Here is a 15858-nt window from a genome sequence, read left to right as displayed (position 1 = left end):
AGCTACACAGTTTCCTTCCGCAGGTCATCAAAGGCATCCAGCAGCGCTGCAACCACCACAAGTCGTCGTTCCGTGCGTGCCAACTCGTACCGCACCAGCACCTGTTGATTCTGGTGGTCGTTACGTATTCCACTGATCTCAGTATGTCGTTCCTCGAGGTAGGTGACGGGAGCGTCCTCGCCGCGAAGAAACCCCGCAACTCGCTCGTCGCTGTTCTGCTCCACGGATTCGACCGCGACGGTGATGGTTTCATCCCAGGTCGAACGCTTTCCCTCAGTGCGGATCCAGCCGACGACGTCCCATGCCGTCGCGGCAACTTGGAGCACTACCCCAGCTCGCGCCACCGTCTTCCCTGCCTTGATGGCGCCCCAGGGCTTGAACTTGATGCGGAAAATCTTCTTCCCGATCGCATAGGCGGCATCTCGAGTGCCTAGCCCTGAAACGAGCTTCTGCACCGACGAGATAACGAATCCACCAACTCCGGTCACGTCTGCGACGGTGTCCCTCGGCGCTTCCTCGTCGTCCGCTACGGGTGTGCCCAGCTTCTGATCGAAGTTCATGGCGGCAAGTTCGCGGTTGATCGCGGACTCGTGAGTCACTGCCCACTCGCCGATCTCATCGGCCGCGGTCGCCAGAAACTCGTCGATCTCAGCGTGAAGATCGGTGTTGTTCCACGAGGCCATGGCCTTGGCCAGCCCGTCATCATCGCCGCGGGCGAGCACCCGCATTTTCCTGATGGCTTCGGTCGTGTGCCGTGACACCGTCTCGGACAGGGTGTGCTCCAATGTGTCCGACAGGTGTTGACCATCCTCGAGACATTCGCCGAGCGACCGGATCAAGGCGTCATGCTTGTCGACCGCCACACGGTTCGCCTCGCATTCGGCGCGGGTCTCCGTGCTCAAATGCAGCAACTCCACCATCGCATTGTCCAGTGCCGCTAGGGCATTCGCCTGCGCGATGTCGCCTGGCGACAACGAACGCAGCGCCTCGAGAAAGGCATCGACGCCGTCCCATTCGCGATTGGCGTCGTATTCAGCGCGGGTGACCGGCAGATGCCGTCCGACCGCGGAGAAGGGATCCGCCGCGATGCCGTGAATGTGGTGCGTGTCGATGTCGATCCCCCGCGACGCCAGCGCGGCGTGCAGCTCGGCCGCCTTACGGTCGCGCCGATTGAAGTACTCATCGACCCCGTGGACCGGATCGACACCGAGCTCGTCGCAGCGGTTAATGAGGAACAACATTCGCGGCCACTTGCCCGGCGCCGCCTCGGTGCCTTTGACGACACCTTCGAGGCGAGCCGTGTCACCGATCAATAGGTTCACGTGGAGCAGCACGATGACGAGTGCGGCGTTCGTGGTGGCGGACACCGCCTTGTCGTCGTGTCTGCTGCGCCCGCTCTGAAAGCCAGGAGTGTCCACGACGTCGACGCTGCCCAACTGATAGACGTGCACGTCGTCGGTCGATGGGTCGGCACGGATGTGGAGCGTTTCGGGGACGTCGCCGTCCATCTCCACGAGCAGTCGCTTGATGAACGACGACTTTCCCGCGCTAGAGTCACCTGCGACGGCGACGGAAGGTCGTGCACCACGGGGCGGGGTCGCGGCCATGAGAGCAGGCCGAAAGGCCGCATCGCGCTTCGCGGCGTCGGCGAGCAGCTGCGTCCAGCCCGCGACGCGGGTGATGTCGGGCCCGACGAGCGCGTCGGCGAACGCGCGGCGCAACCCGTTGACATCCGCGTCGTGGTGGGCACGGCACGATTCGACGAACGCCTCACGGTCGCCGATATCGGTATTGGTATTGCTCGGTGTAATTGCGGCGTCCAACCAGTCCTCGCCCAACAGAACTCGCTGGATGTCGCGGTGATCGCGGCTGTTGGCGGAGCTCTCGCTCAACAACGACTGCTGGGCGCCTTCGAGGATGTCGACGCTGGGCGACGTGGCAATCTTCGCTGCCTTCTCGTCGAGTTCTTTGGCGATGGACGTGATCTGTTGGCGGAGGTGCGCCAGCACCACCGCCTCGCGCAGCAGCGACTTCACGCTGGGGGCGGCTTCCTGCCATGCCACGGATCGCGCGTCGACGGCGAAGTCCTTCTCGATGCTGTCGAAGGTAGTGCGAATCGCTGTGCGGCCAGCATAGGTAGCCTTGGATCGTGCTTCGGCACGCTGCTTTTCGGCTGACTCGCCGTGCCGACCCCCAACGAAGCCGAGCACCGACGACGTGATGCTGATGCCTGCCACCACTACGCCGCCTGCCCACCCAATGGGGTTCCAGGCATTCAAGAGGGCGATCCCCCCGATTGCCGCCGTGACTCCGGTCAACAGCCCACTGGCCCGGAGCGCGGCTTCGAAGGCTCGCGACCCCGACCCTGCCGTGCCCCCGAGGTCGGATGACTCGCGTTCCGCCGAGAAAGCGTGATGACGCAATTCAGCTGCGGCCATGGACAATTCCCGTTCGAGGAACTGCGCGGATTCCGTCCATACGTGTTCGAGCGCCGCCGCTATCTCCGGCTCGTCGAACACCTTGCTGACGAAGGTATCCTTGTCGATGTCCTTGCGCTCTTCGAAGGCCTCGCGTTCCAGGCGCTTGAACCGTTTCTGCGCATCGCCGCGCGGCTTAGAGAGATGCGGCTTCAGCAGTGTCCGCAGGTACCGGCTGAAGGTGCCCTCGGCCGGGGAGAGGTACGGGCCGCCGCGAGCGATCTCGGCGATCGTGAGCAGGTCACCGCTCCACTCGTCGTCGTGAAGGTGGACGGCGCGTTCGTCGGGTTCGAGGTAGCCGAGCACTTCGAGGTGTCGCGAGATAGCCCTGTCGATCTCATCGAACCGCTCGTTGAGCCGCTGGTCGAGCGCTTTGAGCATGCTCGCCTCGTCGTGCAAGATCGCGCGCATGCCCTCACGCAAGGACGTGAGCCGGAGCTGCGCGCCGCCGGCCGCGATCCCGCAGGTCAAGAGCGCTTCCAGCGTGCCGAAATTGGACCAGCGCGCCAGATAGTTGATCCCGTGCTGTTCGCGTTCGTTGAGGAAGTCCTTCTCGGCGGGGCCGCGGTACGGAGTGCTGGCCCGCGCGAACAGTGCACGCCTGCTGTGGATGGCGACCACCGGGGCATCGGGCAGTCCAATGCTCGCCAACTCGGTGCGAATGTTGTCGCTATGCTGACGGACTGGTTCCGAAACATTCTGTCGAGCAGTCTGATTGGGCACCTTGGCCGGATGCCGCCAGCGCAGGTTGCGGATGTTGAGCACGGCAATGGTCGGCTTGCCGTAGTGACGCACCCAGTCGGCGACCTTGGAGAACTCGCTGGGCTGCTGGCTCTGACTGTCGAAGCACAGCAGCACGACGTCGGCGATCTCGACGGCACTCCGCGCGGTGGCCTCGAGTTCTGCGCGACTCTTTCGTCCACCCCACCCGTTGATGCCCGGAGTATCGAAGAGGCGGCACCCGCGCCAGGCGACCGAGTGCACTTCCGTCGTCCAGTCACTGTCACCTGGCGAGACGTCGCTTCCGTCCAGTTGACCGAAGGCCGACAGCAACGTGCTTTTGCCCGCGCCGGTGCGGCCGAAGAACGCGACGTTGAACGTCGACAAGACATCGCGTTGTCCGGACAGGTGTGTGCGTACCCTCTTGGCGAAGTCGTCCGTCGCACTCGCTACCTCCTGCAGCAGTGGACCGAGGCCCTCAGTGGGGGGTAGCGGAATTGCGTAGGAGCTGATCGCGGATTCTCCTAACTCGTCGAGTTGGGCCATCTCGTCGCGCCCGGCAGCGAGTGCGCTTGCGATTGCTCGGTCGAAATCGGTGTCCTCGCGACTCTCCTGCAATTCATCCCCCACATTCAGCCATGACCTCACAGCGAACACTATCCGACCACTCAGACGCTGGCGTTCCGGAGCGCCGCGCGCATCCGCAACTGGGCGGACCATCCCTGACGAAATTGTTCGTCGCCCTCTTCTACCGCGCTGTAACCCTGGCAGTGGGCTTCTCAGCTGGGGAGGACATCGTCAGTGCGCCTAGCTGGCCTCCACCAGAACGAGCTGAAGCCCTACCTGTGCTTTGCAATCTGGCCGGCCCGTGCCCGACCCGACCCGACCCGATCAAGTTTGGGACGAGGGCGGGGGCCGATAAGTGCGGTTATGTCCGAATGACCGAAATCCGCCGATGAGTCGACTCCGCGCCCTCACTGGTGCCATTTGCGATCCGCGCCCTCTGTCGCGCTCTGCACCTGGCCGACAGTGCCAGCTTTATCGAACGATTCGCGAACAGCGAGCCTCTGCGGACCGTGGAATGACGTTCCAGGCGGTGCCGTTTGCACATAGTGCGCACAACGACCCGATATTGCAGTGCCAGCCGCTGCCAGACTCCGCAACAGATACCATGCGACTCATGACAGATCCCTTCGCATTACCCGCGTTCATACTGTCCATTGTGGGCTTGGTGGTGGCCAGCATTGGCGCACTGACAGGCGTCGCCGCCCTCGTCTGGCAGATCAACACGCGCACACGGGGAGCTCATCGGGTGACCGTCGAAGTTTCAAATGCCGTGATCGTGGACGACTCCGACGAGTCGGACGTCATGATCTGCGTGGAAGCAATCAATAGTGGCGCGTCCGCCATCGGTATTTCGTCATGGGGCTTCGAGCTCTCCAACAAGCGCGGTGGGTTCGCGATTCCAAACCCGGTGCATCCATCAACACCGTTACCCCACATGCTTGTGCCGGGAACGAACGCAAAGTTCTTCGTCCCAGCTTCAAACCTCGGTGCGCAGATCAAACACAATCCGGACCTGACTGTGCGTGACTTGCGGGCTTTCGTACAGTTGGCCACCGGGCGCAAGGCTTACACGCGGCGGCGGGGGATTCCTCTCACGGATGAGTTCTGGCGCTCGTGAGATCGGGCCAGGGCCACTGCAGAAGGCCGGCCGCAATGTCCGTGCCGATAGAAGTCTTCTCGCGCGATTCTGGAATAGACCGTATGCGAACGTAAGAAGCAGGACTCCAAGACCGCCGATCGCAATGATCGTCGCCAATCCCTTTCGTGCCCCCTGGCCCCGGTGCGTGTCGATGACGGTTGAAAACTGAGCCACAACGACGGTGAAACAGAGCCACCCGATCACGATTGATGTATACGGCTCCGTCTTCAACCGTCGCTGACACAGGAAGAGTATTTTAGAGAAAGCACGAAAGGATCATGTTTGCTACTTGATCGTTGCAAGCCCTTCGGCCGCTGTGACGATCGGCGGTGTAGCTATCGGGCGTCGCGCCCATCCGACGCGGGGTGCACCGATGCACATAACGGGCGGATTCCATCCCGTCCGGCGGAAACGGCATGGCGACGGCGAGACAAGATCTGGCTCTGGCCTAAATTGGTGCAGGATAGCAGGATGAGCGAAGGCGACAATCGAAGGACGGACTCCGATCCACTTTCGGGGCGGAACGCGGATATGCTCCCCACGCCGTCTCTTGGCGAGTACGAGTTCGAAGACTTCACCGAGCGCCTCTTAAGCGCTCAACGTTTCATGCCGCCGCCCGCTCGACGCGTGGTGCGAATCGAACGTTGGGGACGACGTGGAGATAAACAACATGGCATTGACTTTATGGGGACGTTCAGCGACGGCAAGACGGCCGCTTGGCAGTGCAAACGTCTGGACGCACTGACTGTGCCGGACGTCGCAGCGGCTGTCGCCGCCACGAGCTTCGCCGCTGACGAGTTCTACCTCACCTATGCCGGCGAAGCATCGTCGTTGGCCAGGATCGAGATTGCAAAGTACCCGAAATGGCAGCTGCTGGATCGACGCGGGCTGGGTCGGATAATGGATGATCTTCCTCTGCACGTGCGTCGGCGGGTTCTAGACGAAACTTGGGGAGTCGATGTCCGCCGGCGTTTTCTTTCTGTTCCTGGCGAGGATTCTTTCGTCGGGATTGATCAAGTCCATCGTGCCCGTCTTGACGAAGATGACATGCTCAACGATCGAGGCGAGATGGCTGGCCGCGAAATCGAAGACCCGTCGTTGGCACAGGCTCTGGACAGGACTTCGGACTGGCCCCCGATTGTCGTTGTGAGCGGTGTCGGTGGCGTTGGGAAATCGCGCCTACTTTCAACGGTACTTATGAGGTTGCAGGACGAGAACCCGACTGTGCCCGTTGTCTGGCTCGCACCCGGACGGCGCGTTGACCAGGACGCACTTTCGGAGTTGCCTCTAACTCCCACTGTAATTGTTGTCGACGATGCCCATCGAGATCCGGCACAACTTGTGCCTCTTCTGTCTTTTTGTAAGAACAATCCTGAGGCTCAACTGGTGCTTGGATCTCGAGGCGTCGGTATCGAGCCCGTACGAGCAGAAGTAATGCGTGGTGGTTATCGCGCGTCACAGATTGTCGAGATTCCGGTCACAGATCTGACCACGAAGGAAGGCCGCCGGCTCGTAGCGAGTGCATCATCTGGGATGGACCTTCCCTACGGACTTTCCGAGTTCCTCGCCGAGCAAGCTAAGGATTCTCCATTCCTAGCAGTGCTCACCATTAATCTGATCCGCAAAGGTGAACTCGATGGACCGCTCGGTCTGGATAGCGGCCTGCGCGCGAAGGTCATGGCGCGGTATCAGGAGCATCTCACCGGGGCGATCGGTGGTATCTCGCCAAGAGTCATTCGGCGACTACTCGCGACCATAGCGGCTCTGGGCACCGTGGACGCGACCGATGAAGACCTCCGCCGAATCATGTGCCAGTTCGTGGGATTGCCGCTCCTTGAATATTTGCGTCTATTACAGGAGCTCGTCGACCGAGGCGTGCTTCTCGACCGGAACGACAGGCTCAGGATTGTGCCGGAGCTCCTGGCTGATCAGATTCTCGAAGCGGAATCGGTCGTAGGCCACACCAATACCGGATATCCCGACGAGGTGTGGCGCACTTTCAGCCCGTTAAACAGGCTCGGATTGCTCGCAAACTTGGCGAACCTCGACTGGCGCGTTCGCCTGCAAGGCGGACCGGATATCATCTCCAATGTTTGGTGCTCTCTTGAAGCGGAGATCGATAAGAGTGATTGGGCCTCTCTCGTCGCGTTCCTAGACAGTGCCGATTCGCTCGTCTACTCGCAGCCGGTCAGGCTGCTCGGATTGCTGGAATCGGTTCGTCTGCGACTCCACATACTGGACGAAATTGTCGTCGTTACCGATCCCGACGCAGCACCGACCTTGCGGGTCCGGTTGGGCCTGCGGGACTATGGTCGTCACGAGGTCGAGGAACGGCTTCCGTCTCTCTACGCGAGCTGTGCTGAGAACGATCCCGAATTACTCGAAGTTGTGCTTGCCCCGATCGTCGACCTCGCCAGGACCGACTCTCGTCCTCCTCACCAGTTCCCCGAACACCCGCAAAGGGTGATACTCGACCGACTCGCCAACATAGGGGCGCCGCCGGACAGGTCCTTCCCAGAACGCATCGTCACGTGGGTCGAAGAAGCAGCGCAGGCCGTCGATAACCCCAGCGATGTAGTCACACCCTTGTTTGCTCTGGCGCCCCTTTTGGAGAAGGAGGGCTACCGCAGTTCGATGCAGGATAAGCGCACGGTGTCGATGACCCCGTACCTGATTTCACCGGAGTGGGCCGCACCTGTTCGCTTACACGTGAGATCCGTGCTGATGGATCAAATCAAGAATCACGGGTTGCATAGGGCATCGATCGCGATCGGCCTCCTTAAAGAGGCTCTGTCCGAACCGCGCGGCCTGTTCGGCAATCGGGTACTGGACGAAAGCATTGTTGCCTGGGAAGAGGACGATTGCGCAACGGTAAATGACCTACGCCAAGCGGCAGGCGACGGGTCCACCTCGACGACCAGGCGGCTGGTCCGAAACGCGGTCTCCTGGCCCGCAGAGCACGCGCACTCGCTGCGCACACGCTATGACGCACTCGAACTCGTGACAGAGTTGGACCAAATTGTGGAAGACGACGTAGTGCAGTTGCTGCTCGGCGGCATCGACTTCAATTTCGCGCTCGAATCGCAGCGTGGAAAGACGCTCCCGCCGTTAGAGACTTGGTCGTCCGATCTAAATGCGGAGTCCGACGAGGTGCGAGAGGCACACGCCGAGAGCGCAGACCAACACATCGAAGTGAGAGCGGGCAGACTCACTGCGCAAGTTTTGGACGCGCTTTGGCCGGTCGGCGAGGCCGTCGACAGCGGCTTCAATGCGCTCATCGAAGCACTTCGGAGCGTTCGCGAAGCCGCCGGCCATCGGAGCCGAACAGCGGGCCCGCTGTTCGGCGCCCTTGGCCAGTTTCGTCCGGATCTCCCTGGACCTCTCGTCACGCATGCAATCACCTACGGCGACGAATCTCTTCTGGACGGGAGTATACCCGCCCTCCTAGATTCGTGGATGCTGTCCAACGAAGACAATGCGGTTGCATTTCTCAAATCTTTCAGCGAGCACAAGCTGAGCATTCGGCGCGCCATCGGACAAGGTTTCCAGCTGTACGAGTGGGTAAATAAGCGCAGCGATCTACTAAGCGTTCTTGAGCACGGTGCAGCAGATCTTGATGCAGCCACCCGGCAGAGCTTCCTAGCCTCGCTAAACATCGTTCACGACCCCCGTGGCGTCGCCGACATGCTCATCGCAGCAGGCTCGTCGCCTGCAACCGTGGCGAACGTTCTGCTTTCTGGTTTCCGTTCCGGCGGCGAGCGATGGCCCAGCGAACTTAACGCCGCTGACGCAGACGCCGTTCTTCAGTTAGCGGATTTGGCGAACTGGCAAGGTTGGCCCGTCACGCAGGCAGTCAAGAAGATAGCCGAGAGCCACCCACGGCTACTGCTCGACAAACTCGATCTCAACGTGCGCTCTGGAACCAAAATCCCGCATGACGGTCGGGAGCTCTCAGAGCATCTACAAGAAAATCCGCTGGAGCTCGCGCAGTGGTACGTGGACCGGGCCAAGTTGCCGGAGGCGGAGGAATACTCAGCCACGATCGCGATGTCTATTTTCAGAAATGGCCTTCGCGCGGCCGTGGGAGCGGCGCTGATGGAGAAATTAGAGCAGCTCAACCTTGAAGAACTTGTTCGCGTTGTCAGCCTCCTTAGCTGGACGTCGGGCTGGGTTTCTTCTCACCCCGCTCTGGCCCGAGAAGTACTTTCACGAGCTCGCGCTCATAGCACCGCTGCCGAAACAGCAATGCTTGCCGCGTTGACAGGAGCGATGACGCCTCTGATGTGGTCGACTGTCAACGGGCATTCCGATGGTTTAGCAAAGAATCACGCCGAGCTGCTGGACCTCTCGGAGACCGAACCTGACCTTGAACTGCGTGGCGCCTACCTCACTGCGGCGGAAACCACCGGGAGTCGAGTTGAGTCGCTTCGTCGCCAAAATGAAGCCGAGGATCAAGAGGATTAGACCAACCTCCTCGCTGGGCACGCGAGCCGGGGCCGGTCCGCGAACTCGTCGATGGCACCCTCGCGTCGCCGCAGCGATTGAACTTGGCCTGCATATGCCGCTCGTGGAGGTGAAGTTCGCAGCAGTCGCAATGACTCGTCTCAGTGGCGAAAATTCGATCCAGTTGCCGCCGACACGCTTGAGTCGCTCCACAATTCGCTGCGCCGACAACCTCCGTACCTTAGGCGACACCGGCTGCGTGAACGGCGTCAAGGTCGCCCATAGTGGAGGTCGGTGACCGTCGGGCTACCGGCGCGAGGACGACTCCCGCAATCCGCGTCCACTCCGAGGAGCGAGCGCGGCAATCCCGCGCGCGACTTCCAGATGGTTCCTCAGACACGCTGAGATACCGTCGAACAAGGTGGTGCGGGAGGCGGGGGAGGTCGTGCGCGACGGCGGCCGGTCTTACGCGGCTGAGTTCTCGTCGGCGAAGTGCGCTTTGCCGAGCCTCGCGGCGGTCGAGAGGACCGGATGCTCGCTGAGCCCCTTCGCCATTCGCTTCGCTGGAATCCCAAGCTGCGATAGCAAGTTCAAAATCACAACTGCGCGTGTCACTTCAACGACGGCGTACAGCTCTTCTAGAGTGTGGCTTTCCGATCGTCCGTCGTGCGCGAGTCCGTTACGCGCACGTGTTGCCTCCTTCGCCCACTTTTCCGCGTCTGGCACCAATGCGACCATAAATTCGCCCGGGCGCCTAGCAAGGTCGACGAGCCGTTCGTGAAGCGACGCCTCATTGCGCATGATCCGATCGGCAAGCCACTGCTTTCGCTCGCGAGGGACCGCTTCTAACAGCGTTTTCCTGAGCTCCTTGAACTCTCTCTCAGACATCGTCGGCTTAACATCCAATGCGCGGTGGAATGACTCAGCAGCGCCAATCGCCGTGACAACCCGACTTTGTAGGTAACCGCCCGCTATGTAGCTCAGACCGAGGATCATCGACTGGGCGGAGGAGAACTTATCGTTCACCTCCATCCAACGAGGCATGAGCACCGGGAATGGAAGGTCGTCGAGCGTGAGGAGGAACTTACGGAGGTCGGCTCCCTTTCGATCGGGATCAGGCGTCACAACCCGCCGTTCGTAGACGGCTACCTCATGCAATCTGTCGCGCAGCGGGTAGTCGTCCGGATAGGCCTCAGGCGTTGCTGGAGTCCAGAGGTGCAGGGTGATCTCCGTACAGGCCGTCAACGTCGAGAGAGACATGAGGTCGCTCATGCCTGACAGCATCTTCAACCACTCGCGGAGTGGGCGCGGTTCCGTCGATGAAAACTCGACCGAGGTGCGCTCCACGATGCGCGCAGTCGTGGCACCGAGAGTGCGTTCGAAGTCAGGAAGCGTTAGCAGGTGGTTCAGGTTCGCTCTCACGTCACCGACTTTGGCTTTTTGGGGATCACCCACCGGCACGTATCGAATCTCGCCGCTTTCAAGGCGGTCGGTCTCCTGGTCGAGCTTGACCCGGTGCTCAATCGCAGACTCGCGGGACCACGCCGTCAGGTTCTCGATAGTGGCGGAACACGACACGAACTCCGCATCGTCTTCGCTGTCTAGGTGCAACCCGATGAGGGCCGTGCGAGCAATGACATCAAGTTGGTCGGGCTGGCCACTGTCGAACCGAAGGCTAAAGACCTTGGCGTCAACGCATTGCAGGTCAAGCAAGGTAATGCGCTTGTTCTGAGCGGTCCCGTGCACTACTGGCCAGCTGCGTAGCCCTTCGTGCACCACAGTGACATCCGGCGCTGGCGTTGAAATGTTTCGATATTCCCACCCACCGATCATCCGAAGGGTAAGCCCATCCCCGGGCGCGTAGGTGAGAACTCCTGGTACCTTGTGGTCTGGGTTCTCCGGGAGCCACCAGTGACCGGTCCATCTACGTGGTTCGCTAAGCAACGGCAACGCCATGCCCCTATTATGATCCCCGCCCTCTTGCGTGAACAACTCCAGGGTCCACCCATGGACGGCCCGGATCGTCGCCCCCGGGCAAGCGACGAGCGCGTGGACGCCTACGGTTACGGGGCTTCTCTATACTCGAGGCGGCCGGTCGCGATTCGCTTGGTCGCGACTAGTGAGCGCTTCGTACTCAGCTGCGGTTCGCCCAGATTCGCCCGTGGACTTTACGTGCGCCCGATTCGCTCGGTGTGAACGAGGTAGGCGACGTCGCATTCGCCCTCCGTCTAGAATCAGTGGAATCTACCGAGCGCGGCCAAGTTCCGCCCACCGAATCTCCTGACGGACGAACCAACCCTGGTTCAGGACGAGGGTTCAGCACGGAATCTAGGGATGTCGTCATCTTCGTCTTCTTCGGTCGCTGCAACGACCAGGACCGCAACTCCCGTTGGAACAACGGTTTCAATTCTCCAGTTTTGGTCCCAACGAACGGCAACCGTGACGTCGACGAAGTCTGACGAAAAATCGATGACCTCTCGTGACGCGCCCGATTCCCCGGGCACAACTTCGTGGTAAGTCAAAACATCACCGAGAATGTGCCCGAATAGCCTTAGTTCTGCAAGCGCGACACGTTCCGCGCCCTCAGCTTCAACGCGAATGTCGTGGACTTCCGCCACGTCCACGCTGGTGACCATGAGCGCAGACAGCCCGTTCTCATCGGGTGAGCCGTAGTGCTCACCGTGAAGCTCCATGGCCACGCCAAGGTCTCGAAACGGCAGTATCTCGCCGCTGTCGCCGAACTGTTCATTCAGATAGGTAGGGAGGTCTTCCATGAGCCGAACCGCTAGGTCATCTGTGTCCGGCACAAATGTATTCAGTGCCTGAAGTAGCGAGCCAGTACCGCTGGCCGATCGCACGTTGTTGAAGCGTGTTGTGAGGTTCTTTCGGAGAAGCTTGTCACTGGTGAGCACAACGACTGCGCCTTCGGCATTGTCGGACTCGTATTCCACGCACGCGAACACGATCGCATCCGATGCGCCAGTCTTCACGTTGCCCTTGATCTCCCCGGACCCTACCTGCAGTACTTGGTCACGCACAGCTGCGCGCCACGCGTCCTCGTTCGGGCGCCACACTGTGACGCCAAATGGCAATGATGCCTCTATGCGGCTTACAAGATCCTCTATTGACGGCGCTTGCACGAAGACGGGGCGGGCCGCAAGTGCGCCGTCAACTCGATGCCTCTTGATGGTCTCTTCGAGAGCAACGTGCGCGGATCGTGCGTGTTCCGCCCACTCCCAGATCACCACTTCCGGAATGACGATTGAAGCGCCAGACCCAGCGACGGCCCCGAGTGCCCCCAATGCTGCAGAAGAGAACTGCCCATGCGGCATGGCGTTGGTGTCGAGAACTATCACGGTCACGAGTTGAGGTTACCGCACCGCGAGAACCTCGAATGTGGCGACGGCTCGCGGCCCTCCTATGGCCGTTCCTGCGTATTCCAAGCCGTGACCCCATGGGCAGCAGAGGACAAGCGGGCCTTCGCGATCTACCGTCTGAACCGCAGTTTTGAATTGATTCCAAGTTGGAGATGTCCTTTCGCCGCACAACGGATTCATGCCCATCCAGCTGAAGTTGCTCGGGGTAACCGCCGCGACGGTACCAGCTCGCGAAGACCGAAGCGGGTTTGGCTGTTCCTGTTCTGATGGGAACGAATATGGCTGCAATAGCCAAGCGCACGGCAACGATCGCAAACCCGGGAATGGTCCGCAGCGGGGTCACAGCGTAAATTGACGCGGCTTCGGGCCGATAGCGTGTGAGTGCTCGCCCAACGCCTGAGGACTGTGATCGACATGAGCATGAACCGCGACGAAACCCAGCGACTTCGCCCCGCCCTCAGTGAACTTTCGACGTGGGCGAAGGATGCCCAGGAAATAACGACGCATCGCGCTCAGGTTCAGACTGATGCTGACCGCGCCACCGCCGAGGTCACGGCCCAAATCGTTGATCTGAAGCTGCACGGTGAGCGCCAGTGGAGCGTGCTGCCGGTTCGGCAGTCAGACTCCCGCCGGCTCGGCGTTCTAGCCCGCCGTGTGGAGCTGTCCCCGATCACACGCGAAACCGCGGGCGCGCTGCAGCGCCTGGTAGATGAGGTCCCGACCGCACTGCGCGATGTGAAGGCGCTCTATGGACTTCGACGAGTCGTCAGCGGCGGCCACGCGCGCGAGGCTGGGGATCACGCGGGCCGCTACCTGACGAACTTCTACGCATGGGGCCGAACTGCAGGCATCCAAGCACTCCTGTCCGGTGCTGACGACAGGTCCCGTCATTTCGACCCGGTCGACACGGCTGCGGTACTCAGCGGCGCAGTGGGCCTTGCTCCGCAGTTCGCAAAAATCGGTGAACCGCATCTGCTGTCCGCTACGGTGACTGTTGCACTCCCATGGGCGATCAAGATCATCCAGGACACCCTCAGCAAGGAAATGACGCTCCGTCAACAAATAGGAGACGCTGGAATCGAGCTTCGCCGGGCCGACACCCAGCGCAGCATCGCAGAGATGCCGATAGAGCGGTTGAAGGACGCGACACGAGAGCGCATCCGTGTGACACCGCTCACGGCCGCTGGGTTCAGGACCGTCCAGGACATTTTCACCCACGCCACCCGGCTCTCGTCCCTCCCTGGAATTGGTGCGACCACTGCGCATCGCATTCGGGGTGCGGCCCAGACACTCTTCCAGGCGACGTACGACGAGGTGCCGATCCGCATCGACATCGATAGCCCAACACCGCACACCTTCCAGCTGGTCAGGCTCCTCGGAAAATGGGATGCCACGCGAAAGACGAAGAACGCGGCAGCCGATATCGCCCGCGCAGAAGCGCTTACCCCGCTCGCGAACGCTCTGGACCGGCATGTTCTGCACCTGGTGGTCATCTCTGCTCTCTCGGATGACGGAGCATTTGTCGAAGCCGTAGACGCCGTCGTTCGCCGCGCCCGGACTATCTCCGGCTCGACCGCGGCCGGCGGCCCCCAGGACCCGTGGCAAGATTTCCTCGATCGCCCAGCCGACTACTACGCCATGCTCCAAGAATTGGGCTTCCTCACGGAAGACGAAGACGCCGTAGTCGGTGGACTACCCGAAGAAGTGATCGCGGCCGTCCGGGAATGCGACCTGGAAACAGAGCAGCTCGTCGTTTCCCTACGCGGATATCAAAGCTTTGCCGCCCGATTCGCCCTCGTCCAGCGCAAGGTCATCATTGGCGACGAGATGGGGCTCGGGAAAACCATCGAGGCGCTCGCCGTTGTCGCACACCTGCACAGAAAGGGTTCCAGCCATGCGCTGGTGATATCCCCTGCAGCAGTGGTAACAAATTGGCTGCGTGAGGTTGAAGCAAAATCGACACTTCGCGCGCACCGACTGCACGGAACTGGCCGTGAAGCCGCGCTACGAAATTGGCAGCGTATTGGCGGCGTCGCCGTTACAACGTACGAATCACTCGGCTGGTTAGAATCACACGTCACCGCACTCGAGGACCTTGCCTGCGTGATTCTCGATGAAGCCCACTACATCAAGAATCCCGCAGCTCTGCGATCGCAGCGCAGCGCACGAATCATCAAGAGAACCAAACGCGCAATACTTCTGACCGGCACCCCACTCGAGAACCGGGTCGAAGAGTTCCGCAGCCTCGTAGGCTACATCCGGCCAGACCTCATTGTGGACACCAGCGACTTGCGCCCGCGGCTGTTTCGCCAGCAAGTCGCCCCGGTGTACCTCAGGCGCAATCAGGAAGATGTGCTCACTGAACTGCCCGAACTGGTCGAGGTCGACGAATGGCTGCCGATGTCGCCCGCAGATACGGTCGCCTACCGCGCTGCCGTTTTCTCCCGAAACTTCCAGGCCATGCGGCAAGCGGCGATGCTCGGGGGCGGCAGTTCGGAAAAGCTCCAACGGTTAATCGCGATTGTTGAAGAAGCCGAAAGCAACAACCGTAAGGTGATCGTTTTCTCCAACTATCGCAGCGTCCTCGAGATCGTTGCCGGAGCCGTGCCGGGCCGGGTGTTCGGGCCGCTGACGGGCTCCGTCCCCCCTGCGAAACGGCAAGCGCTCGTCGACGAATTCTCAACAGCCACCACTGGCGCTGTACTCGTCGCGCAGATCATCGCCGGAGGCGTCGGCCTCAATATCCAAGCGGCGTCCGTCGTCGTGATCTGCGAACCACAGCTCAAACCGACAACCGAGTGGCAGGCAATCGCGCGAGCGCATCGTATGGGTCAGTTGAAGACAGTGCAGGTACACAGACTCCTTTCCGAGGAAGGCGTTGACATACGAGTCACCCAGATACTCGCGAGAAAGAAAGAAGTATTCGCCGATTTTGCAGCGATTAGCGAGACCGCTGAGACAGTTCCGGAAGCCTTCGACGTCTCCGAGGCCGAACTGGTAAAAGAGATCGTCGAAGCCGAACGACAACGCCTCTTCTCTGACCACCCCGCCGATGAACCAACCGTGGGCATCGTGAACTGATTCCACCAGGGCGCCAGGCCAGCAGCATCGGTGAGCTCATCATCGAGGCGATCGC

Annotated in this window: 6 protein-coding genes and 1 pseudogene; 3 read left to right on the top strand and 4 right to left on the bottom strand. The window is 61.0% G+C overall.

The genetic code is table 11. The annotated features are described in order from the left end of the window. Nucleotides 1-2: 2 nt before the first annotated feature. Nucleotides 3-3242 (bottom strand): GTPase domain-containing protein, encoded by a 3240-nt coding sequence (locus E3O11_RS03480; protein WP_241994628.1) that lies wholly within the window; start codon nucleotides 3240-3242, stop codon nucleotides 3-5. 51 nt (nucleotides 3243-3293) lie between these two features. Next, nucleotides 3294-3743: pseudogene (locus E3O11_RS18655) on the bottom strand (GTPase); the annotation flags it as partial. 634 nt (nucleotides 3744-4377) lie between these two features. Here E3O11_RS18655 and E3O11_RS03475 point away from each other — a divergent pair. Together E3O11_RS03475 and E3O11_RS03470 are read left to right on the top strand one after the other, a co-directional pair. Continuing rightward, nucleotides 4378-4881, top strand: coding sequence for a hypothetical protein (locus E3O11_RS03475; protein WP_092451436.1), 504 nt, complete (start codon nucleotides 4378-4380; stop codon nucleotides 4879-4881). Between the two features lie 492 nt (nucleotides 4882-5373). Next, a complete protein-coding gene (locus E3O11_RS03470; RefSeq protein ID WP_092451438.1) occupies nucleotides 5374-9366 on the top strand; it encodes a P-loop NTPase in 3993 nt (1330 codons plus the stop codon). Between the two features lie 444 nt (nucleotides 9367-9810). On the opposite strand, the gene E3O11_RS03465 is transcribed toward E3O11_RS03470, so the two are convergent. Both E3O11_RS03465 and E3O11_RS03460 read right to left on the bottom strand, forming a co-directional pair. Next, nucleotides 9811-11301, bottom strand: a complete 1491-nt coding sequence (locus E3O11_RS03465) for an ApeA N-terminal domain 1-containing protein (RefSeq protein ID WP_139226657.1) — start codon at nucleotides 11299-11301, stop codon at nucleotides 9811-9813. Nucleotides 11302-11648: 347 nt separating this feature from the next. Next, nucleotides 11649-12707: a hypothetical protein gene (locus tag E3O11_RS03460; protein WP_092451442.1), complete on the bottom strand. Its 1059-nt coding sequence runs from the start codon at nucleotides 12705-12707 to the stop codon at nucleotides 11649-11651. Nucleotides 12708-13136: 429 nt separating this feature from the next. On the opposite strand from E3O11_RS03460, the gene E3O11_RS03455 reads away from it, so the two are divergent. Continuing rightward, nucleotides 13137-15803, top strand: a complete 2667-nt coding sequence (locus E3O11_RS03455) for a DEAD/DEAH box helicase (RefSeq protein ID WP_241994630.1) — start codon at nucleotides 13137-13139, stop codon at nucleotides 15801-15803. Nucleotides 15804-15858 lie beyond the last annotated feature (55 nt).

The sequence above is a fragment of the Cryobacterium levicorallinum genome (genome assembly GCF_004402405.1).
GTDB lineage: Bacteria > Actinomycetota > Actinomycetes > Actinomycetales > Microbacteriaceae > Cryobacterium > Cryobacterium levicorallinum.
This window is presented reverse-complemented; position numbering and strand designations above follow the sequence as displayed.

Bases quoted from the DNA above. Each gene is read 5' to 3' on its own strand.
- E3O11_RS03475 (WP_092451436.1), top strand. From the start codon at position 4,378: ATGACAGATCCCTTCGCATTACCCGCGTTCATACTGTCCATTGTGGGC.
- E3O11_RS03470 (WP_092451438.1), top strand. From the start codon at position 5,374: ATGAGCGAAGGCGACAATCGAAGGACGGACTCCGATCCACTTTCGGGG.
- E3O11_RS03465 (WP_139226657.1), bottom strand. From the start codon at position 11,301: ATGGCGTTGCCGTTGCTTAGCGAACCACGTAGATGGACCGGTCACTGG.
- E3O11_RS03455 (WP_241994630.1), top strand. From the start codon at position 13,137: ATGAGCATGAACCGCGACGAAACCCAGCGACTTCGCCCCGCCCTCAGT.